Source organism: Neisseria sp. P0020.S003 (genome assembly GCF_051957095.1).
Taxonomy (GTDB): Bacteria; Pseudomonadota; Gammaproteobacteria; order Burkholderiales; family Neisseriaceae; genus Neisseria; species Neisseria subflava.
The window spans coordinates 1-16260 of record NZ_JBQCWU010000028.1 but is presented as its reverse complement, the minus strand read 5'-3'; the positions used below and the strand labels follow the sequence as shown (position 1 = coordinate 16260).

Here is a 16260-nt window from a genome sequence, read left to right as displayed (position 1 = left end):
AACACCGGCGAAAGGAGTTGTGCCGCTTTGTTAATTTCTATAACACTGTGAAGCCGCACCGCAGTTTGAACGGCGATACGCCGTTTGAGGTCTTGCAGGCTTCATTCTCAACCTGTGGTGTAAACAATGCAACGTTTTCCTACAGGTTATGGCTTAAGAAAACAAATTTTCCTCTTGTTTTAGGCGTATTTTGTTGGGAAACGTTGTTTTTTACAGACAGAGTAGGTATGGAAAATAGTTGTTTATTTCGTAATATGTTTTTCTAAAAGGAAATTTTAGGCGAACCATAAAAGACGGCTTATTGAGTTTGGAGTTTAAATGTTGTTTATATTGTTTTCAGACGGCCTTGTTGAGTGAGATTTATAGAGACCTTTGCAAAAATAGTCTGTTAACGAAATTTGATGCATAAAAATGCGCCAAAAAATTTTCAATTGCCTAAAACCTTCCTAATATTGAGCAAAAAGTAGGAAAAATCAGAAAAGTTTTGCATTTTGAAAATGAGATTGAGCATAAAATTTTAGTAACCTATGTTATTGCAAAGGTCTCTTATAGTGTATTGGGTTTTAAAATTATAAAAACCTGCCTGAGTGATCAGGCAGGTTTCATTTGCTTGAAAGACAGATTAGTTTTTGTCTTGGTCAACCAGTTTGTTTTTAGCGATCCAAGGCATCATAGAACGCAGTTGTGCGCCAACTTTTTCGATTTGGTGGTCGGCAGTCAGGCGGCGGCGGGCAGTCATGCTGGCGTAGTTGACGGCACCTTCTTGGATGAACATTTTGGCGTATTCGCCGGTTTGGATGCGTTTCAAGGCGTTGCGCATGGCCTCGCGCGATTTATCGTTGATAACTTCCACGCCGGTAACGTATTCGCCGTACTCCGCGTTGTTGGAAATGGAGTAGTTCATGTTGGCGATGCCGCCTTCGTAAATCAGGTCAACGATGAGCTTCATTTCGTGCAGACACTCGAAATAGGCCATTTCGGGCGCGTAGCCTGCTTCGGTCAGGGTTTCGAAGCCGGTTTTAATCAACTCGACCACACCGCCGCACAATACGGCTTGTTCGCCGAAGAGGTCGGTTTCGGTTTCTTCGCGGAAGTTGGTTTCGATTACGCCGCCTTTAGTGCCGCCGTTGGCTGCTGCGTAAGACAGGGCGATGTCTTTGGCTTTGCCACTTTTATCTTGGTAAACGGCGATCAGGGAAGGTACGCCGCCGCCTTTCAGGAATTCGCTGCGTACGGTGTGGCCTGGGCCTTTAGGGGCGATCATGATAACGTCGAGGTCGGCGCGAGGTACGATTTGGTTGTAGTGTACGTTGAAGCCGTGGGCAAACGCCAATACTGCGCCTTCTTTCAAGTTAGGCTCGATTTCGTTTTTGTATACGATAGGTTGGTTTTCGTCAGGCAACAGAATCATTACAACGTCGGCTGCTTTGGTTGCTTCAGCAACGGTGCGCACGTCGTGGCCGGCTGCTTCGGCTTTTTTCCAAGAGCCGCCTTGGCGCAGACCGATTACGACATTTACGCCGGAATCTTTCAGGTTTGCTGCGTGTGCGTGACCTTGTGAACCGTAACCGATGATGGCAACGGTTTTGCCTTTGATCAGAGAAAGGTCAGCGTCTTTATCGTAATAAACTTGCATTTTATTTCCTTAGTGTAAGAGGGTTCCGGATAATCCGGGTTGAGTTAAAAGTAATAGGGGTTTAAGCGGGGACTTGGTTCATCAAGACGATTTCCAATGCTTCGGTTTTTCCTTCGATGGATTTGACGAAGTTTTGGAAATGTTCGCTGGCATTGTGTTCGTCAATAGCTGCTTGGGATTTCCAGCTTTCTACGAATACGAAACGGTTGGGTTTGCCGATTTCTTGGTGCAGGTCGTAGCTGATGTTGCCTTCTTCTGCACGGCTGGCTTTGACCAAGTCTTTAAACTGGGCAGCCAGAGCCTCGGTGTATTCGGGTTTGACGGTAACTAATGCAACGATTTGGATGCTTGACATATTTGTCTCCTACTGTTTTTCAGACGGCCTTTGTGGAATGTAAAAGGCCGTCTGAACGATACAGCGTTAAATTTTCAAAATACGCTCGCCACGGCCGATACCGGCTGCGCCTGTGCGTACGGTTTCCAAAATTTGAGCACGACCGACTGTTTCGAGGAAAGAGTCGAGTTTTTCGGTAGAACCTGTGATTTCGATGGTGTAGCTGCGATCTGTTACGTCAATGACGCTGCCACGGTAGATTTCGGTCAATCGCAGGAATTCGTCGCGGTCTTTGCCGACGGAGCGGACTTTTACCAACATCAGCTCGCGTTCGACAAAACGGCTTTCGTTCAAATCGACCACTTTGATAACTTCAATCAGTTTGTTGAGCTGTTTGGTGATTTGCTCGATAACGTGTTCGTCGCCATGGGTAACGATGGTCATGCGAGACAAGGTTTTGTCTTCGGTTGGTGCAACAGCCAAGGAGTCGATATTGTAATCGCGTGCGGAGAACAAACCTACCACACGGCTCATCGCACCTGATTCGTTTTCCATCAGAATAGATAAGATATGTCGCATTTTTCTCTCCTTACGCTGACAATGTTTCGCGCATATGCGGCGGCAGAACCATCTCGTCCAAGCCTTTGCCGTTGCCGACCATGGGCAGCACGTTTTGTTTCTTGTCGGTCAAGAAGTCCATAAATACCAAACGGTCTTTTTGTTTGACTGCTTCCAAAAGCGCGCCTTCAACATCGGATTTTTTGTCCACACGGATGCCAATGTGTCCGTATGCTTCAGCCAGTTTGACGAAATCGGGCAGGGAATCGAAATAGGTTTCCGATTCGCGGTTGCCGTAATACAGTTCCTGCCATTGGCGAACCATGCCGAGATAGCCGTTGTTCAGGGTAACGACGTTCACCGGAACGCGGTATTGGAAGCAGGTGGACAGCTCTTGGATGTTCATCTGAATCGAGCCTTCGCCGGTGATACAGAATACATCTTGATCAGGAGCAGCCAGTTTCGCACCGATGGCATATGGCAAGCCGACGCCCATTGTGCCTAAACCGCCGGAATTGAGCCATTGGCGAGGACGCTCGAATGGGTAATATTGAGCGGTAAACATTTGGTGTTGACCGACGTCGGAGGTGATGATGGCAGAATTATTGGTGATTTCGGCTAGTTTTTGAATGACGTATTGCGGTTTGATGATTTCGCTTTCATTATCAAACCACAGGCAGTTGCGCGAACGCCATTCTTCAATGCTTTTCCACCATTTATCCAATGAGTCGGCTGCAGGTGCAGATTCTTGCTTGCCCCACAATTGAATCATTTCAGACAATACGTTTTTTACGTCGCCGACAATCGGGATATCCACTTTGACGCGTTTGGCAATGCTGGACGGGTCAACGTCAATATGAATAATTTTTTTGGCTTTTTCAAAGAATTTGGACGGTACGGAAATCACGCGGTCATCGAAGCGCGCACCGATTGCCAGTACAACGTCTGCATTCTGCATGGCGAGGTTGGCTTCGTAAGTGCCGTGCATACCCAGCATGCCCAAGAATTGGCGGTCGCTGGAAGGGTATGCACCCAAGCCCATCAATGTACCGGTACAAGGAGCGCCGATCATGCGGACGAATTTGGTCATTTCCTCAGAGGCATTGCCCAAAACCACGCCGCCGCCGAAGTAAACAATAGGGCGTTTGGCGGAAGCCAGCATTTGTACGGCTTTTTTGATTTGACCGATGTGGCCTTGTACAACCGGTTGGTAAGAGCGGATGAAGATGTCTTCTTGCGGATAGCTGAATTTAGCCATTGCTTGGGTGACATCTTTAGGAACATCGACAACAACGGGACCCGGACGGCCGCTTGCGGCGATTTGGAAAGCTTTTTTGATGGTGTCTGCCAACTCAGCGATATTGGTTACCAAGAAATTGTGTTTGACACAAGGGCGGGTAATGCCGACTGTATCCACTTCTTGGAATGCGTCTGTCCCGATGAGGGAGTTGCCCACCTGGCCGCTGATGACTACTAATGGAATGGAGTCGCTGTAAGCGGTGGCGATGCCGGTCAGCGCATTGGTTACGCCTGGGCCGGAAGTTACCAAAGCAACGCCGACTTTGCCGCTGACACGGGCATAGGCATCTGCCGCATGTACGGCTGCCTGCTCGTGGCGAACCAGGATGTGCTTGAATTTATTGAGTTGGAAAAGGGCATCGTAGATTTCGATAACCGCGCCGCCCGGATAGCCGAATACATACTCGACACCTTCGGCTTTGAGACTTTGCACGATGATTTGTGCGCCAGATAATTGCATATTGACCTCTTTTATATGGTTTCAAACCAATAGGAACAATCCGCCTCACCACAGCACCTGTAATGCAATTCCACCAAGCAGCGATTTAGGGTACGCGCACTGAGGGAATACGATGACAGTCAGACTATCCAAGCAATTGGGAAGAAACACAGAGTTTGTGAAAAAGAGTAGAAACGATAACGCAATCCGACTGTACAAGCAAGACAAAATCTTTCATCTTTTAACGTTTAAGGAATAAAAATAGATTATCTTTTGATTTTAAAGAAATAAAAAAACAGTTTTATTGAGTTTGATGTGGGTGGATTGTTGACAGTTTGAGTAAGGAGAAGGTTTTTGCAAATGATAAATAGCAAAAAACCTCTTGATCGAATCAAGAGGTTTTTTAATTTGGTGCCCAGGGTCGGACTCGAACCGACACACCTTGCGGCGGGGGATTTTGAGTCCCCTGCGTCTACCAATTTCGCCACCTGGGCTAGCGAAGAAGTCGTCATTATAGCGAGTTCTCGAATCTTGTAAAGCAATAATTGAAAAAAAATTGGATTATTTTTATATTTGTTTGATTTTTAATGAATTAAACTTTTTGCGTTTGATGACTATCTAAATGGAAGGCAGATTTTTAAAACAAAAAAAGCAGTATTTACCTGCAAAAAGGGCTATATTTAATGTGTCAAACGCGTTAATATGAAGATGTTTTGTTTTTATATCGGCCGGGCAGTTATTTGGCCGCACTTATTTGAAACGGTTTTGGAGAAAATTTATGCTTTCCGTTACACGAACTTTCCTACTCAGTGCTTTTGCGTTGGCTGCTCTAGCTGCTTGTCAGCCTAAAGAGGAGGCCAAAGAGGCTTCTTCGACACCTGCCGCTTCTGCTGCGCCTGCTGCTTCCGGTGAGTCTGCGCCCAAAGTGCAAGCTCGCGGTACCGATATGCGCAAAGAAGACATTGGCGGCGATTTCACATTGACCGATGGCGATGGCAAACCTTTCAGCCTGAGCGACTTGAAAGGTAAAGTGGTTATCCTGTCTTTCGGTTATACCCACTGTCCTGATGTATGCCCAACCGAGTTGCTGACTTACAGCGACACGTTGAAACAATTGGGCGATCAGGCTAAAGACGTGAAAGTAGTATTTGTCAGCATCGACCCTGAGCGCGATACGCCTGAGGTAATCGGCAAATACGCCAAACAGTTCAACCCTGATTTTATCGGCCTGACGGCAACCGGCGATCAAAGCCTGCCTGTCATCAAACAGCAATACCGTGTGGTATCGGCTAAAGTCAACCAAAAAGAAGACAGCGAAAACTATTTGGTCGACCACTCTTCAGGTGCATATTTGATTGATAAAAACGGTGAAGTGGCGATTTTCTCGCCTTATGGCAGCGAGCCGGAAACGATTGCGGCTGATGTGAAAACTTTATTGTAAAAACGTAGTTGAGGCCGTCTGAAATGGGTTGTGGATTTCAGACGGCCTTCTTGTTTTTGATACGGCAAAGGAGAAGAACAAAATGACCGACACACTTTTAACGGTTGCTTTATCCAAGGGACGAATTTTTGAGGAAACCCTGCCGCTGTTGGCCGCCGCCGGTATTGTGCCTGCAGAAGAGCCGGAAAAATCGCGCAAGCTGATTATTGGTACGAATCATGACAATATCCGTTTGGTGATTGTGCGCGCGACCGATGTGCCGACTTATGTGCAATATGGTGCGGCGGATTTCGGTATTGCCGGTAAGGATGTGTTGATCGAGCATGGCGGAGATGGCCTGTATCAACCTTTGGATTTGCACATCGCCTCATGCCGCATGATGGTTGCAGTTAAAAAAGGTTTTGATTACGCCGCCGCTTCCAAACCCGGCAGCCGCTTGCGGATTGCCACCAAATATCCCGACATCGCCGCCGAACACTTTGCCGACAAGGGTGTGCATGTGGACATCATCAAACTGTACGGTTCGATGGAGCTTGCGCCTTTGGTCGGTTTGAGCGACGCGATTGTCGATTTGGTTTCCAGCGGCAATACATTGAAGGCCAATGGTTTGGAAGCTGTAGAACATGTGGCCGATATTTCCAGCCGCTTGGTGGTCAACAAAGCGGCGTTGAAAACCAAATATGCGCTGTTGAATCCGATTATTCAGGCATTTGAAAATGCCGCTAAGGCCGTCTGAAAAGTTTTTGGCAAAAACTGTCTGCCAACCCAGTTTGAAAGCCCCGTCATGATGCAAAGTAAACCGACACTCGATACGATTCTTTCCCATCGTTCCATCCGCAGGTTTACTTCAGAACTGATTACCGATGAAATGCTCGATACGCTGGTTCGCGCCGGACAACAGGCTTCGACCTCCAACAACCTGCAATGCGTTTCCATCATCCGCGTATCCGACCTTGCGCTGAGGCAGGGGATACATGAAGCGGCAGGGAGTGCGCCTTATATTGTCCATTGTGCGGAATTTTTATTGTTTTGCATCGATTTTTCCAAACACAAGGCAATGTTTCCCGATGCGCAAATTGATTGGGCGGAAGTAACCCTGATTGGCGCGGTCGATGCAGGCATTATGGCGCAAAACGTATTGCTTGCCGCCGAATCGCTTGGGCTGGGCGGCGTGTATATTGGCGCGTTGCGCAATGATGCGCAAAAAGTGTTGGACGTATTGAACCTGCCGGATTATTGCGTGCCTTTGGTGGGATTGTGTCTCGGTTATCCCGACCAAGACCCGCCGCTCAAACCGCGCCTGCCTAAGGAAATGGTCTATGCCGAAAACGCCTGTCCGAGCCTGAATGCCGATGCGGTTGAAGCCTATAATCAGGCAGTAGCGGATTATTATGAGTTACGCAAGGGAAGTCCGATACCTTGGAAGGAATCGCTGGCCAAAACTTTGGGCAATCCTGTGCGGCCGCATATGTTGGCGTTTTTGCAGAAAAAAGGTTTTTTGAAAAGATAATGTTCAGACGGCATGTGTGTGGCTGAGGCCGTCTGAAAACAATAGGAACGAAAAAAGGAAGAGAGCAAACCATGAAGAAACTCGACACCCAATCCCCTGATTTTCAAGCCGAACTTAAAGCGTTACTCGCTTTTGAAACCGCGCAAAACCCTGAAATCGACCGTATTGTTGCCGACATCTGTGCCGATGTTCAAAAACGTGGCGATGCGGCGCTGATTGAATACACCAACCGTTTTGACGGTACATCCGCTCAAACCATCGATGATTTAATCCTGACGCAAGACGATTTGCAGTCTGCGTTTGAGCGTTTGCCCGAAAACATTCAGACGGCCTTGAAAACGGCCGCGCGACGTGTGGAAAGCTACCATAAACACCAAAAAATGGAGTCGTGGACTTACGAAGACGAAGACGGCACGCTTTTGGGTCAACAGATTATGCCGCTTGACCGTGTCGGTATTTATGTTCCGGGCGGTAAAGCCGCTTATCCGAGTTCCGTCATCATGAACGCCATGCCTGCCCATGTTGCCGGCGTGAAAGAAATCATCATGGTCGTTCCCACTCCGAAAGGCGAGCGCAACGATATCGTGTTGGCAGCTGCTTTTGTGGCTGGTGTAACCAAAGTGTTTACGGTCGGCGGCGCGCAGGCGGTTGCGGCTTTAGCCTATGGTACGGAATCTGTGCTTCAAGTCGATAAGATTACCGGCCCGGGCAATGCTTTTGTCGCTGCGGCAAAACGACGCGTGTTCGGCGTGGTCGGTATTGATATGGTGGCAGGGCCGTCTGAAATTTTGGTGATTGCCGATGGTACGACGCCTGCCGATTGGGTGGCCATGGATTTGTTCAGTCAGGCGGAACACGATGAAATTGCACAAGCGATTTTGATCGGTACTTCTCAATCGTATTTGGACGAAGTTCAGACGGCCATGAACCGCTTGATCGAAACCATGCCGCGCCGTGCGATTATTGAAGCTTCATTGGGCAACCGCGGCGCAATGATTTTGGCTAAAGATTTAGATGAAGCCTGCGAAATCGCCAACTATATTTCTCCCGAACACTTAGAACTGTCGGTTGAGAATCCGCAAGAGTGGGCGAAAAAAATCCGCCACGCCGGTGCGATTTTCATGGGACGCTATACCAGTGAAAGCCTTGGCGACTATTGCGCAGGGCCCAACCACGTTTTGCCGACCAGCCGCACGGCGCGTTTCTCTTCTCCTTTGGGAACATATGACTTCCAAAAACGCTCCAGTCTGATTCAGGTTTCAGAACAAGGGGCGCAGAAGTTGGGCAAAACCGCCAGCGTGTTGGCGCATGGCGAAAGCTTGACCGCGCACGCCAGAGCGGCTGAGTTCCGTTTGAAAGACTGAGTGAAACGTTGAAGTCGTAAGAAATCTAAAAGGGCATTTAAACAGATGCCCTTTTTATTGTGATGAAGATTTTAGCTGAGAAGGTATCAGGCCGTCTGAAAACAGGTTTAACGGTTTTTTAGCCAGTCATTACGCATTTGTGCGGCTTCTTCAAAATAGCGGTAAAGCTCGGTTTTGTTGCCGTCTGAAAGGAGCTGTTCCAATTTGGATAATTGCTCTTTCAAATCGCTTGTCAGTTTGAGCAGGGCAGGGCGGTTGGCCATGCAGATGTCTGTCCAAACGGCAGGATGGCTGGAGGCAATGCGGGTAAAGTCGCGAAAGCCGGTGGCGGCATAGGGGAGGTAGTCTTTGCCGTGCGGATGGTCAACCAAAGCGTGGACATAGGCAAAGGCGGCCAAGTGCGGCAAGTGGGAAACGGCGGCAAAAATATTGTCGTGTTCTTCGGCGCTCATGGTGGAAATTTGCGAACCAACTGCCTGCCACAGGCTTTTCAGCCGTCTCAGGCCGTCTGAAGCCTCTTGGCCGTGTGGCGTAATGATAAGGCGGCTGTTTTGAAACAAACCGCAACGCGCGGATTTTGCTCCGCTTTGATCCGATCCAGCTATCGGGTGGGCAGCAAAACATTGCGCCAGGCGGTCGGATAAGTGGGTGCGGAAGGCATTGAGTGCCGATTGTTTGGTGCTGCCGACATCGGAAACGCAGGCAGTGTCTTTTAAGAAGGGCTTGATGTCGCGGCATACGTCAGGCAGGACGGAGACAGGCGTGGCAATCAAAACCAAATCGGCATTGCTAATGCTTTCGGCGCAAATATTCGGATAGGCATGGTCGATGATGCCGCATTCGAGTGCGTAATTGAGGTTGTCGGCATTGGTGTCGATGCCGGTAACGGTTTGCACCAGTCCCAAGCGTTTGAGGTCGAGCATGAACGATCCGCCGATTAAACCGACGCCGATAAGGGTGATATGGGGGAAAAAGGCGGAAGTGTTCATGGTTTGAATCCGGTACAAGTGGAAAAGCTTATTTTAATCCGTTATGGAGGCCGTCTGAAAAGTTGTCATCAAGGTTTCAGACGGCCTTTTTATGGTCGAATTTTCATGATTTAGGCATAGAAAACCCCGTTTAGTAGGAGCATGTAACCGATTATCAGATTTTCATACACTAAAATAATCATCTGAATCAGTATAACGTCTTAAAGTAAGTGATTGGTATCTTAAAGTAAATTATTACATCATATTTTGATTGATATCGAATAAAATAATTCACTCAGAAAGAAGGAATTTATGAGTTTTTCACAAACCGAATTAGTCAACGCAATGCGTTTGCTTTCTACCCGTCTGCCGCAGTTTCCAGAGCAGCAAAACCAAGTATCCCGCATGTTGCGCATTGTAACCGAACGTTTGAGCAGCCATTTGAACGAAAACCTGAAAGCGTTCGGCATCAATGAAAACCTGTGGTTTTCCCTGATGGCGGTTTACGTCAGCCCAAATAGCGAAATCCTGCCTTCGCGCTTGAGCGACCTGATGGACTTGACGCGTACCAGTGCGACACGCCTGTCGGACGACATGGTTGAGCGCGGCTGGGTAGAGCGTTATATCAATCAAAAAGACCGCCGTCAGATTGTGCTAAAATTGACCCCTTCAGGTGAGACCTTCATCCACGAAGTATGGCCGCAAATTGCCCGTCAGAGCGGTCAGGCGTGGGAAGATTTCACGAAAGAGGATTATGATACGCTGCAACACCTATTAGGTAAACTGTTGAACCGTTTGGGCAATTGACAACAGACGGCCTGATGGTCTGCGGCAGGCACACATAAACGGAGTCTATATGAAATTAGGTTTGGTCAAATCAAGCGTATGCGTTGCCGCAGTTTCGCTGTTGGCGGCATGTGCGCCCTTCGGTAAACAGTCGCCTTTGGATGAGACAACAGCCTATCCGCTGCCGCAAGGCCAATCTGCCGCTGCTGCCCAAGACGGCTGGTGGATGAAGCTGAAAGATCAAAAATTAAACAATTTGATTGCTTCCGCCATTCAGACATCTACCAATCTGCGTGTTGTCAAAGCAAGGTTTGAGCAGGCTCAGGCGCAGCTGGGAGTTGTAGGGGCCGCAAATAAACCTCAAATCGGCTTGGGTGTTACAGGTCTGGGTGCTTATGTTTCACCCAAACCTCAAGCCGGTATGGTCGATACCGACCATACATTGGTTTTGGCGAACGCAGCCTTGCAAGGCAGCTTGGTTTTTGACTTTTGGGGTAAAAACCGAGAGCAGATTCAAGCCGTTTTGGGAAAAAGCCGGGCTGCGGTTTATGAGGCGCAGCACATCCGCACCGAGCTGGCTCATGCCGTAGCCGCACAATATTTTGCGTGGCAGATGGCGACAGAACAACTGGCGCTGCTGGATACGCGCATAGAGTTGGCGGATAAAGCATTGAAACTGATGCAACAACGCGTTAAAGCGCAACTGGCTCCTGCCGATGCGTTGCACGCTCTGGAAATGGCGCAACAACAATTGCAGCTTGAAAAATCGGCATGGACTCAGAAAAACGAGAAAATCCGCAACAGTCTGGCAGTATTGACCGGCCGTGTACCGGGTGCATTGAATGGACAGGTTCCGGAAAAAATGGCCGCTGTGCCGTCATTGCCTGTTAACCGTATTGAAGCGGACTTGCTGGCGGCCCGCCCCGATATCGCGGCACAAAAAGCCTTGCTTGAAGAGAAATGGCATATCGTCAAATCAACCGAAGCAGAGTTTTATCCGAATATTGAGTTGAAAGTTTTGGCAGGTATGACGCACATTGATGCGTTCAATCTGATTCGCGGACGGACTTCCGGTATGTTGGGCATCGTTCCGGCTTTGAATCTGCCATTGTTTACTTCCGGTGCACTGCAATCCAAATTGGCGGGCAAACGTGCCCAATATAATGAGCAGGTTGCCGTGTACGACCAAACTGTTTTGAACGCCATGCGTGCGGCGGCAGATGCCGTCGTGGACTATCAAAGCCTGAAAAGCCGACAAGATACTTGGAGTAAGATGGTCAATATTGCAGATAAATCTGTACAAAATGCGAAAGGACGTGTTCGTGCAGGCTTGGATAACGGCTTGACCGCTTTGCAAAAACAAGACGAAGCTGTGCGTACGAAAATGTCGGCAGTCCAATACCATGCAGAATATCTGACAGCTTGGAGTAACCTCAATGCCCAGTTGGGCGGAGGCTTTAAATTAAATAAGAAATAAACGTTTTATCAAACGGCAGGCCGTCTGAAAGGGATTTCAGACGGCCTTTTGCTTACCTTATTTACATTTGCTACCGGAAGAAATTATTGTAATGAATAGAGTGTAACTATAAAATATGACCCTTTAGCGCGTTAAACGCGCGTATTGGGGGCTGATGGTATAAGTCAGCTACCCGACAAGACAATAATATCGTTATCACATGTGCAGAATTTAAAGTTGGGACTTATGGATACTCAATCAGAAAAAAATAATGTCCAAAATGAAACGGAAGTAGCCGCTTCCGGCGCTAAGACGCATCGCAAACGCAATTTGGTTATCGTTACACTTCTATTCCTTATTACGGCGGCCGGATTCGCTTTGGCGTATTTCTTGTTTTGGCAGCATGAAGAAGAAACGGAAGATGCTTATGTGGCCGGTCATCTGGTAATGATTACGCCGCAGGTAAACGGCACGGTTCGCAAGGTCATGTATGACGATACGGACGTCGTGAAAAAAGGCGATGTTTTGGTGGCTTTGGACGATAGCGATTTTCAGCTGGCATACGATCGTGCGCAAAATGAATTGATTCAGGCCATCCGTCAAAACAAGCAGCAAACTGCGGTCAATTCAAAAGCCAAAGCGCAAGTGTTGTTGCGTAAAGCCGATCTGGCCCGTGCGCAAGCCGATTTGCGCCGCCGCGAATCTTTGGCGGGTACGGAAGCGGTTTCCGGCGAAGAACTCAGCCATGCTCGCGCCGCTGTGGTTCAGGCTCAGGCTGCATTGAAAGCGGTTGAGGCAGAAGAAGTTTCCGCTCAGGCAGCGTTGGGTAGCAATATTCCTCTGCGCCAACAACCAGCGGTTCAGACGGCCATCAGCCACATCAAAGACGCTTGGCTGAATTTGCAACGTACGAAAATCCGTTCTCCGATCAGCGGCCAAATTGCCAAACGCAATGTCCAAGTCGGCCAACGTATCGCGCAAGGTACGCCGATGATGGCCGTTGTGCCTCTGTCTGAATTGTGGGTGGATGCCAACTTTAAAGAATCGCAACTGCGTAAAATGAAAATCGGCCAACCCGTGGAGATGACAGCCGATTTGTACGGCAGTAAAGTGGTTTACCATGGCAAGGTCATGGGCTTGTCGGCTGGTACAGGCAGTGCGTTCTCGTTGCTGCCGGCGCAAAATGCAACGGGCAACTGGATTAAAGTCGTACAACGCGTGCCGGTGCGCATCAGTTTGGATGCCAAAGAATTGCAACAAAATCCGCTCCGTGTCGGTTTGTCGATGACTGTTAAAGTCGATATTGCCGAGAAGGGTAGTGGTAAAGCCATGACTGCCGAAGCGGAACGAAATACTGCCTTGCCGGAAACGGAAAGTGTGGATTGGAAAGCCGCCGATGCCTTAGTCGATAAAATCTTCGAGCAATACGCAAAATAATCTTTTCAGACGGCCTGAGTCTTTTTTGAAGGCTCAGGCCGTCTGAAATATTGATTCTCTTCAATCGACCGCTTTGGCGGTTGTCTTATAGTTTAAAAATATGAATTATCCGCCGTTACAAGGGTTTAAGCTGGTGTTGGCAACTTTGGCGCTCAGCTTGGCCGTATTTATGGAAGTCTTGGACAGCACCATCGCCAACGTCGCCGTGCCTGTTATTGCAGGGAATTTAGGTGCGGCTACCACGCAGGGAACTTGGGTGATTACCTCATTTGCCGTAGCCAATGCCATTTCTGTTCCCTTGACAGGTTTTTTAGCCAAGCGTTTTGGCGAGGTCAAAATCTTTATCGCCGCTGTGATCGGGTTTGTCGTAACGTCATGGCTGTGCGGTATGGCGCATAATCTTCAAGCCTTGGTTTTTTTCCGAGTGTTGCAAGGCTTTATCGCCGGGCCTTTGATTCCCTTGTCCCAAAGTCTTCTGATGGCTTCCTATCCGCCTGAAAAACGAACATTGGCATTGGCCTTATGGGCGATGACTGTTGTCGTTGCCCCTGTGTTGGGACCGATTCTAGGCGGTTGGATTTCGGACAACTGGCATTGGGGATGGATTTTCTTTATCAATATCCCAATCGGGGTTTTATCCGCCTCCATTGCTTGGAAACAGCTTAGACACAGGGAAACCGAAATCGTCAGGGCGCCGATTGATTATGTCGGGCTGGTGTTGATGATTGTCGGTATCGGTGCGTTGCAAATGATGCTTGATAGGGGCAAAGAGTTGGATTGGTTTGCCTCGGGAGAGATTATCGTTTTGGGCGTTACCGCTTTGGTGTTTCTAACCTATTTTATTGTTTGGGAGCTGGGCGAGAAATACCCGATTGTTGATTTGTCATTGTTTAAAAATAGAAATTTTACGATAGGCGTTGTTGCGACATCCTTGGGTTTCATGGTCTATATGGGCACATTGACCCTGCTGCCTTTGGTGTTGCAATCAAATCTCGGCTATACCGCTACTTGGGCCGGTTTGGCTGCTGCACCGGTGGGCTTCCTGCCGATTATTCTGTCGCCGATTATCGGTAAGTTTGGTAATCGCGTCGATATGCGCCTGTTTGTCAGTGCCAGCTTCTTGGTTTTTGCTTACACATTCCATTGGCGCACCGATTTCTATGCTGGTATGGATATGAGCAACGTCGTTTGGCCGCAGTTTTGGCAGGGTTTAGGCGTAGCCATGTTCTTCCTGCCTTTGACCAGTATTACCTTGTCGCATATGAAAGGCAATCAAATTGCCTCGGCCAGTAGCTTGTCTAACTTCTTGCGTGTCTTTATGGGCGGTGTCGGAGTATCTGTTGTCAGCACCATGTGGGAACGACGCGAAGCTCTGCACCATACTCAACTGACCGAACATGTTAATTTATTGTCTTCAATCAGCAACCAATCTATTCAAGGCATGATGGCCAATGGTTTAAGCAAGGAGCAGGCTTTAGTGGCGATAGATAGCACCATTTCCCAACAAGGCTTTATTATTGGCTCAAATGAAATCTTCTTGGCAGGCAGTATCATATTCATCAGCATGATCCCCATTATTTGGCTGGCAAGACCTCCGTTTAGCGGTTCAGGCGGGGGAGGGCATTAGATAAAAGGCCGTCTGAATTTCAGACGGCCTTTTATCTATATATTATTTAAGACTCAATAGCAGATCCCTAAATGCATTCGGATCTTTAATAAACGTCATTTCTCCTGATTGAGGGAAATGGAAATCAAGTAGGCGAGATACCCAGAAACGAATACATCCGGCTCTTTGTGCAGTAGGGAAATACGCGCGTTCTTCATCAGATAATGGACGTACGCTTTCATAGCCATGGATAAAGGCATCATAAAGGATAGGGTCTAATTTGTTATCAGCTGTTCGTGCCCAATCGTTAACCGCAATTGCCAGGTCGTACATGAAATTACCGTTACACGCATAATAGAAATCGATAAAGCCGGAAACTTCATCTCCATTAAGCAATACATTGTCCTTGAATAGATCGGCATGGATAATACCGGAAGGCAAATGCTCTCCTAGATTTTTATCTAAAGCAGCAATTTCAGATTGAAGCAGTGCGGCATCTTCGGAATCTAAAACAGGTAGCAACTGAGTACAGGCATCATGCCACCAGTCATCATAACGAGGATTTTTCATTTTTAAAGGAAAGTCTTGACCGGCTAAATGCATTTTGGCCAGCATAGCACCGGTATGGAAGCATTGAGCTTCAGTTGGCCAGCCAGTATCAGAACCATTCAAACAAGTAACCAAACAAGCCGGTTTTCCGGCCAAAATAGAATGCAGTCCGCCATCTTTACGAGCAATCGGAGCAGCGCAGGCAACACCATTCAGACTTAAATGCTGGTTGAGTTCTAAAAAGAAAGGCAGTTCCTCTGATTTTAAAACCTCAAAAACAGTCAATACATAACGACCGGTTGAAGTAGTTAAAAAATAATTACTATTAGTAATTCCTTGAGCAATCCCCTGCAAAGAAACAAAATCTCCCAAATCATATTGCAGTAGAAAATCACGCATTTGAGCGTCGGAAACACTGGTATAGACAGACATAGCAAACTCGAGGCTGATATAAAAAATCAAGGAAACATCATACCAAAAAACAAGCGCCAACAATATAAATTAAAGCGAGGGTTAAATTCAAAAGGCCGTCTGAAAGAGCAATTCAGACGGCCTTTGTTTTGTATTTTTTTTGTATGTTTGGATAGTGTAGAAAGGTTGTTGGAGTTTTTTATAAAATAAAAACCCTTTTAAAACATGTCTGTGATTAATTTTCTGAAAATAATTTCGAGAAAGGTGTTGACTGGTTTTGTTGTGAGGCGTATAGTTCGGTTCTTCGCTGCTGACGCGGTGAAGAAAACGAAGCAGACGGTATAACACAGTTGGTTGAAATTTTCGATAATTTTGGTTGACATTTGCTAAATGTACTGTATAATTCGATTCGCTCTTTAAAAAACAGATTACCGATAAGTGTGAGTGCATTGGACCTCACACTGTT

Annotated in this window: 14 protein-coding genes, 1 tRNA gene and 1 pseudogene; 9 read left to right on the top strand and 7 right to left on the bottom strand. The window is 47.6% G+C overall.

Annotated features, from left to right (window positions below):
- Positions 1 to 143: pseudogene (locus ACTHTQ_RS10790) on the top strand (IS481 family transposase); the annotation flags it as partial.
- A 479-nt stretch (positions 144 to 622) separates the two neighbouring features.
- On the opposite strand, the gene ilvC reads toward ACTHTQ_RS10790, so the two are convergent.
- The 5 genes from ilvC to ACTHTQ_RS10765 all read right to left on the bottom strand — a co-directional run bounded on the left by ilvC (position 623) and on the right by ACTHTQ_RS10765 (position 4760).
- A complete protein-coding gene (gene ilvC, locus ACTHTQ_RS10785; protein ID WP_003680040.1) occupies positions 623 to 1636 on the bottom strand; it encodes a ketol-acid reductoisomerase in 1014 nt (337 codons plus the stop codon).
- 61 nt (positions 1637 to 1697) lie between these two features.
- Complete coding sequence (locus ACTHTQ_RS10780) at positions 1698 to 1991, bottom strand: putative quinol monooxygenase (protein ID WP_049329574.1); 294 nt, start codon at positions 1989 to 1991, stop codon at positions 1698 to 1700.
- 66 nt (positions 1992 to 2057) lie between these two features.
- Entirely contained in the window at positions 2058 to 2549 is a 492-nt protein-coding gene (gene ilvN, locus ACTHTQ_RS10775; protein WP_440363915.1) for an acetolactate synthase small subunit, read from the bottom strand.
- 10 nt (positions 2550 to 2559) lie between these two features.
- Positions 2560 to 4287 (bottom strand): biosynthetic-type acetolactate synthase large subunit, encoded by a 1728-nt coding sequence (gene ilvB, locus ACTHTQ_RS10770; RefSeq protein ID WP_049329575.1) that lies wholly within the window; start codon positions 4285 to 4287, stop codon positions 2560 to 2562.
- 388 nt (positions 4288 to 4675) lie between these two features.
- Positions 4676 to 4760, bottom strand: a tRNA-Leu gene (locus ACTHTQ_RS10765).
- A gap of 284 nt (positions 4761 to 5044) precedes the next feature.
- Here ACTHTQ_RS10765 and ACTHTQ_RS10760 point away from each other — a divergent pair.
- The 4 genes from ACTHTQ_RS10760 (at position 5045) to hisD (ending at position 8581) form a co-directional block, all read left to right on the top strand.
- The gene (locus tag ACTHTQ_RS10760; RefSeq protein WP_003680035.1) at positions 5045 to 5707 is read left to right on the top strand and encodes an SCO family protein; all 663 of its coding nucleotides are present in this window, start codon (positions 5045 to 5047) and stop codon (positions 5705 to 5707) included.
- Between the two features lie 82 nt (positions 5708 to 5789).
- A complete protein-coding gene (gene hisG, locus ACTHTQ_RS10755) occupies positions 5790 to 6443 on the top strand; it encodes an ATP phosphoribosyltransferase (protein ID WP_070814280.1) in 654 nt (217 codons plus the stop codon).
- 48 nt (positions 6444 to 6491) lie between these two features.
- On the top strand, positions 6492 to 7217 hold the full coding sequence (gene nfsA / locus ACTHTQ_RS10750; protein WP_440363914.1) for an oxygen-insensitive NADPH nitroreductase: 726 nt from the start codon (positions 6492 to 6494) through the stop codon (positions 7215 to 7217).
- 71 nt (positions 7218 to 7288) lie between these two features.
- The gene (gene hisD / locus ACTHTQ_RS10745; protein ID WP_440363913.1) at positions 7289 to 8581 is read left to right on the top strand and encodes a histidinol dehydrogenase; all 1293 of its coding nucleotides are present in this window, start codon (positions 7289 to 7291) and stop codon (positions 8579 to 8581) included.
- Between the two features lie 107 nt (positions 8582 to 8688).
- Here the strand turns inward: hisD and ACTHTQ_RS10740 are convergent, their stop codons facing one another.
- Positions 8689 to 9570 (bottom strand): prephenate dehydrogenase, encoded by an 882-nt coding sequence (locus tag ACTHTQ_RS10740; protein ID WP_440363912.1) that lies wholly within the window; start codon positions 9568 to 9570, stop codon positions 8689 to 8691.
- A gap of 291 nt (positions 9571 to 9861) precedes the next feature.
- Between ACTHTQ_RS10740 and ACTHTQ_RS10735 the strand changes: the two genes are divergently transcribed.
- From ACTHTQ_RS10735 to ACTHTQ_RS10720, 4 genes are all read left to right on the top strand, one after another.
- Positions 9862 to 10356: a MarR family transcriptional regulator gene (locus ACTHTQ_RS10735; protein WP_004521040.1), complete on the top strand. Its 495-nt coding sequence runs from the start codon at positions 9862 to 9864 to the stop codon at positions 10354 to 10356.
- Positions 10357 to 10405: 49 nt separating this feature from the next.
- On the top strand, positions 10406 to 11812 hold the full coding sequence (locus tag ACTHTQ_RS10730; RefSeq protein WP_440363911.1) for an efflux transporter outer membrane subunit: 1407 nt from the start codon (positions 10406 to 10408) through the stop codon (positions 11810 to 11812).
- A gap of 225 nt (positions 11813 to 12037) precedes the next feature.
- Entirely contained in the window at positions 12038 to 13228 is a 1191-nt protein-coding gene (locus ACTHTQ_RS10725; RefSeq protein WP_440363910.1) for an HlyD family secretion protein, read from the top strand.
- Between the two features lie 100 nt (positions 13229 to 13328).
- Positions 13329 to 14855 (top strand): DHA2 family efflux MFS transporter permease subunit, encoded by a 1527-nt coding sequence (locus tag ACTHTQ_RS10720; RefSeq protein WP_440363909.1) that lies wholly within the window; start codon positions 13329 to 13331, stop codon positions 14853 to 14855.
- Between the two features lie 42 nt (positions 14856 to 14897).
- Here ACTHTQ_RS10720 and thrB read toward each other — a convergent pair whose 3' ends face one another.
- Positions 14898 to 15815 (bottom strand): homoserine kinase, encoded by a 918-nt coding sequence (gene thrB, locus ACTHTQ_RS10715; protein WP_070630383.1) that lies wholly within the window; start codon positions 15813 to 15815, stop codon positions 14898 to 14900.
- Positions 15816 to 16260 lie beyond the last annotated feature (445 nt).

What these genes read in the sequence shown, in the direction of transcription:
- ilvC (WP_003680040.1), bottom strand. Translation starts at nt 1,636, where the DNA reads ATGCAAGTTTATTACGATAAAGACGCTGACCTTTCTCTGATCAAAGGC.
- ACTHTQ_RS10780 (WP_049329574.1), bottom strand. Translation starts at nt 1,991, where the DNA reads ATGTCAAGCATCCAAATCGTTGCATTAGTTACCGTCAAACCCGAATAC.
- ilvN (WP_440363915.1), bottom strand. Translation starts at nt 2,549, where the DNA reads ATGCGACATATCTTATCTATTCTGATGGAAAACGAATCAGGTGCGATG.
- ilvB (WP_049329575.1), bottom strand. Translation starts at nt 4,287, where the DNA reads ATGCAATTATCTGGCGCACAAATCATCGTGCAAAGTCTCAAAGCCGAA.
- ACTHTQ_RS10760 (WP_003680035.1), top strand. Translation starts at nt 5,045, where the DNA reads ATGCTTTCCGTTACACGAACTTTCCTACTCAGTGCTTTTGCGTTGGCT.
- hisG (WP_070814280.1), top strand. Translation starts at nt 5,790, where the DNA reads ATGACCGACACACTTTTAACGGTTGCTTTATCCAAGGGACGAATTTTT.
- nfsA (WP_440363914.1), top strand. Translation starts at nt 6,492, where the DNA reads ATGATGCAAAGTAAACCGACACTCGATACGATTCTTTCCCATCGTTCC.
- hisD (WP_440363913.1), top strand. Translation starts at nt 7,289, where the DNA reads ATGAAGAAACTCGACACCCAATCCCCTGATTTTCAAGCCGAACTTAAA.
- ACTHTQ_RS10740 (WP_440363912.1), bottom strand. Translation starts at nt 9,570, where the DNA reads ATGAACACTTCCGCCTTTTTCCCCCATATCACCCTTATCGGCGTCGGT.
- ACTHTQ_RS10735 (WP_004521040.1), top strand. Translation starts at nt 9,862, where the DNA reads ATGAGTTTTTCACAAACCGAATTAGTCAACGCAATGCGTTTGCTTTCT.
- ACTHTQ_RS10730 (WP_440363911.1), top strand. Translation starts at nt 10,406, where the DNA reads ATGAAATTAGGTTTGGTCAAATCAAGCGTATGCGTTGCCGCAGTTTCG.
- ACTHTQ_RS10725 (WP_440363910.1), top strand. Translation starts at nt 12,038, where the DNA reads ATGGATACTCAATCAGAAAAAAATAATGTCCAAAATGAAACGGAAGTA.
- ACTHTQ_RS10720 (WP_440363909.1), top strand. Translation starts at nt 13,329, where the DNA reads ATGAATTATCCGCCGTTACAAGGGTTTAAGCTGGTGTTGGCAACTTTG.
- thrB (WP_070630383.1), bottom strand. Translation starts at nt 15,815, where the DNA reads ATGTCTGTCTATACCAGTGTTTCCGACGCTCAAATGCGTGATTTTCTA.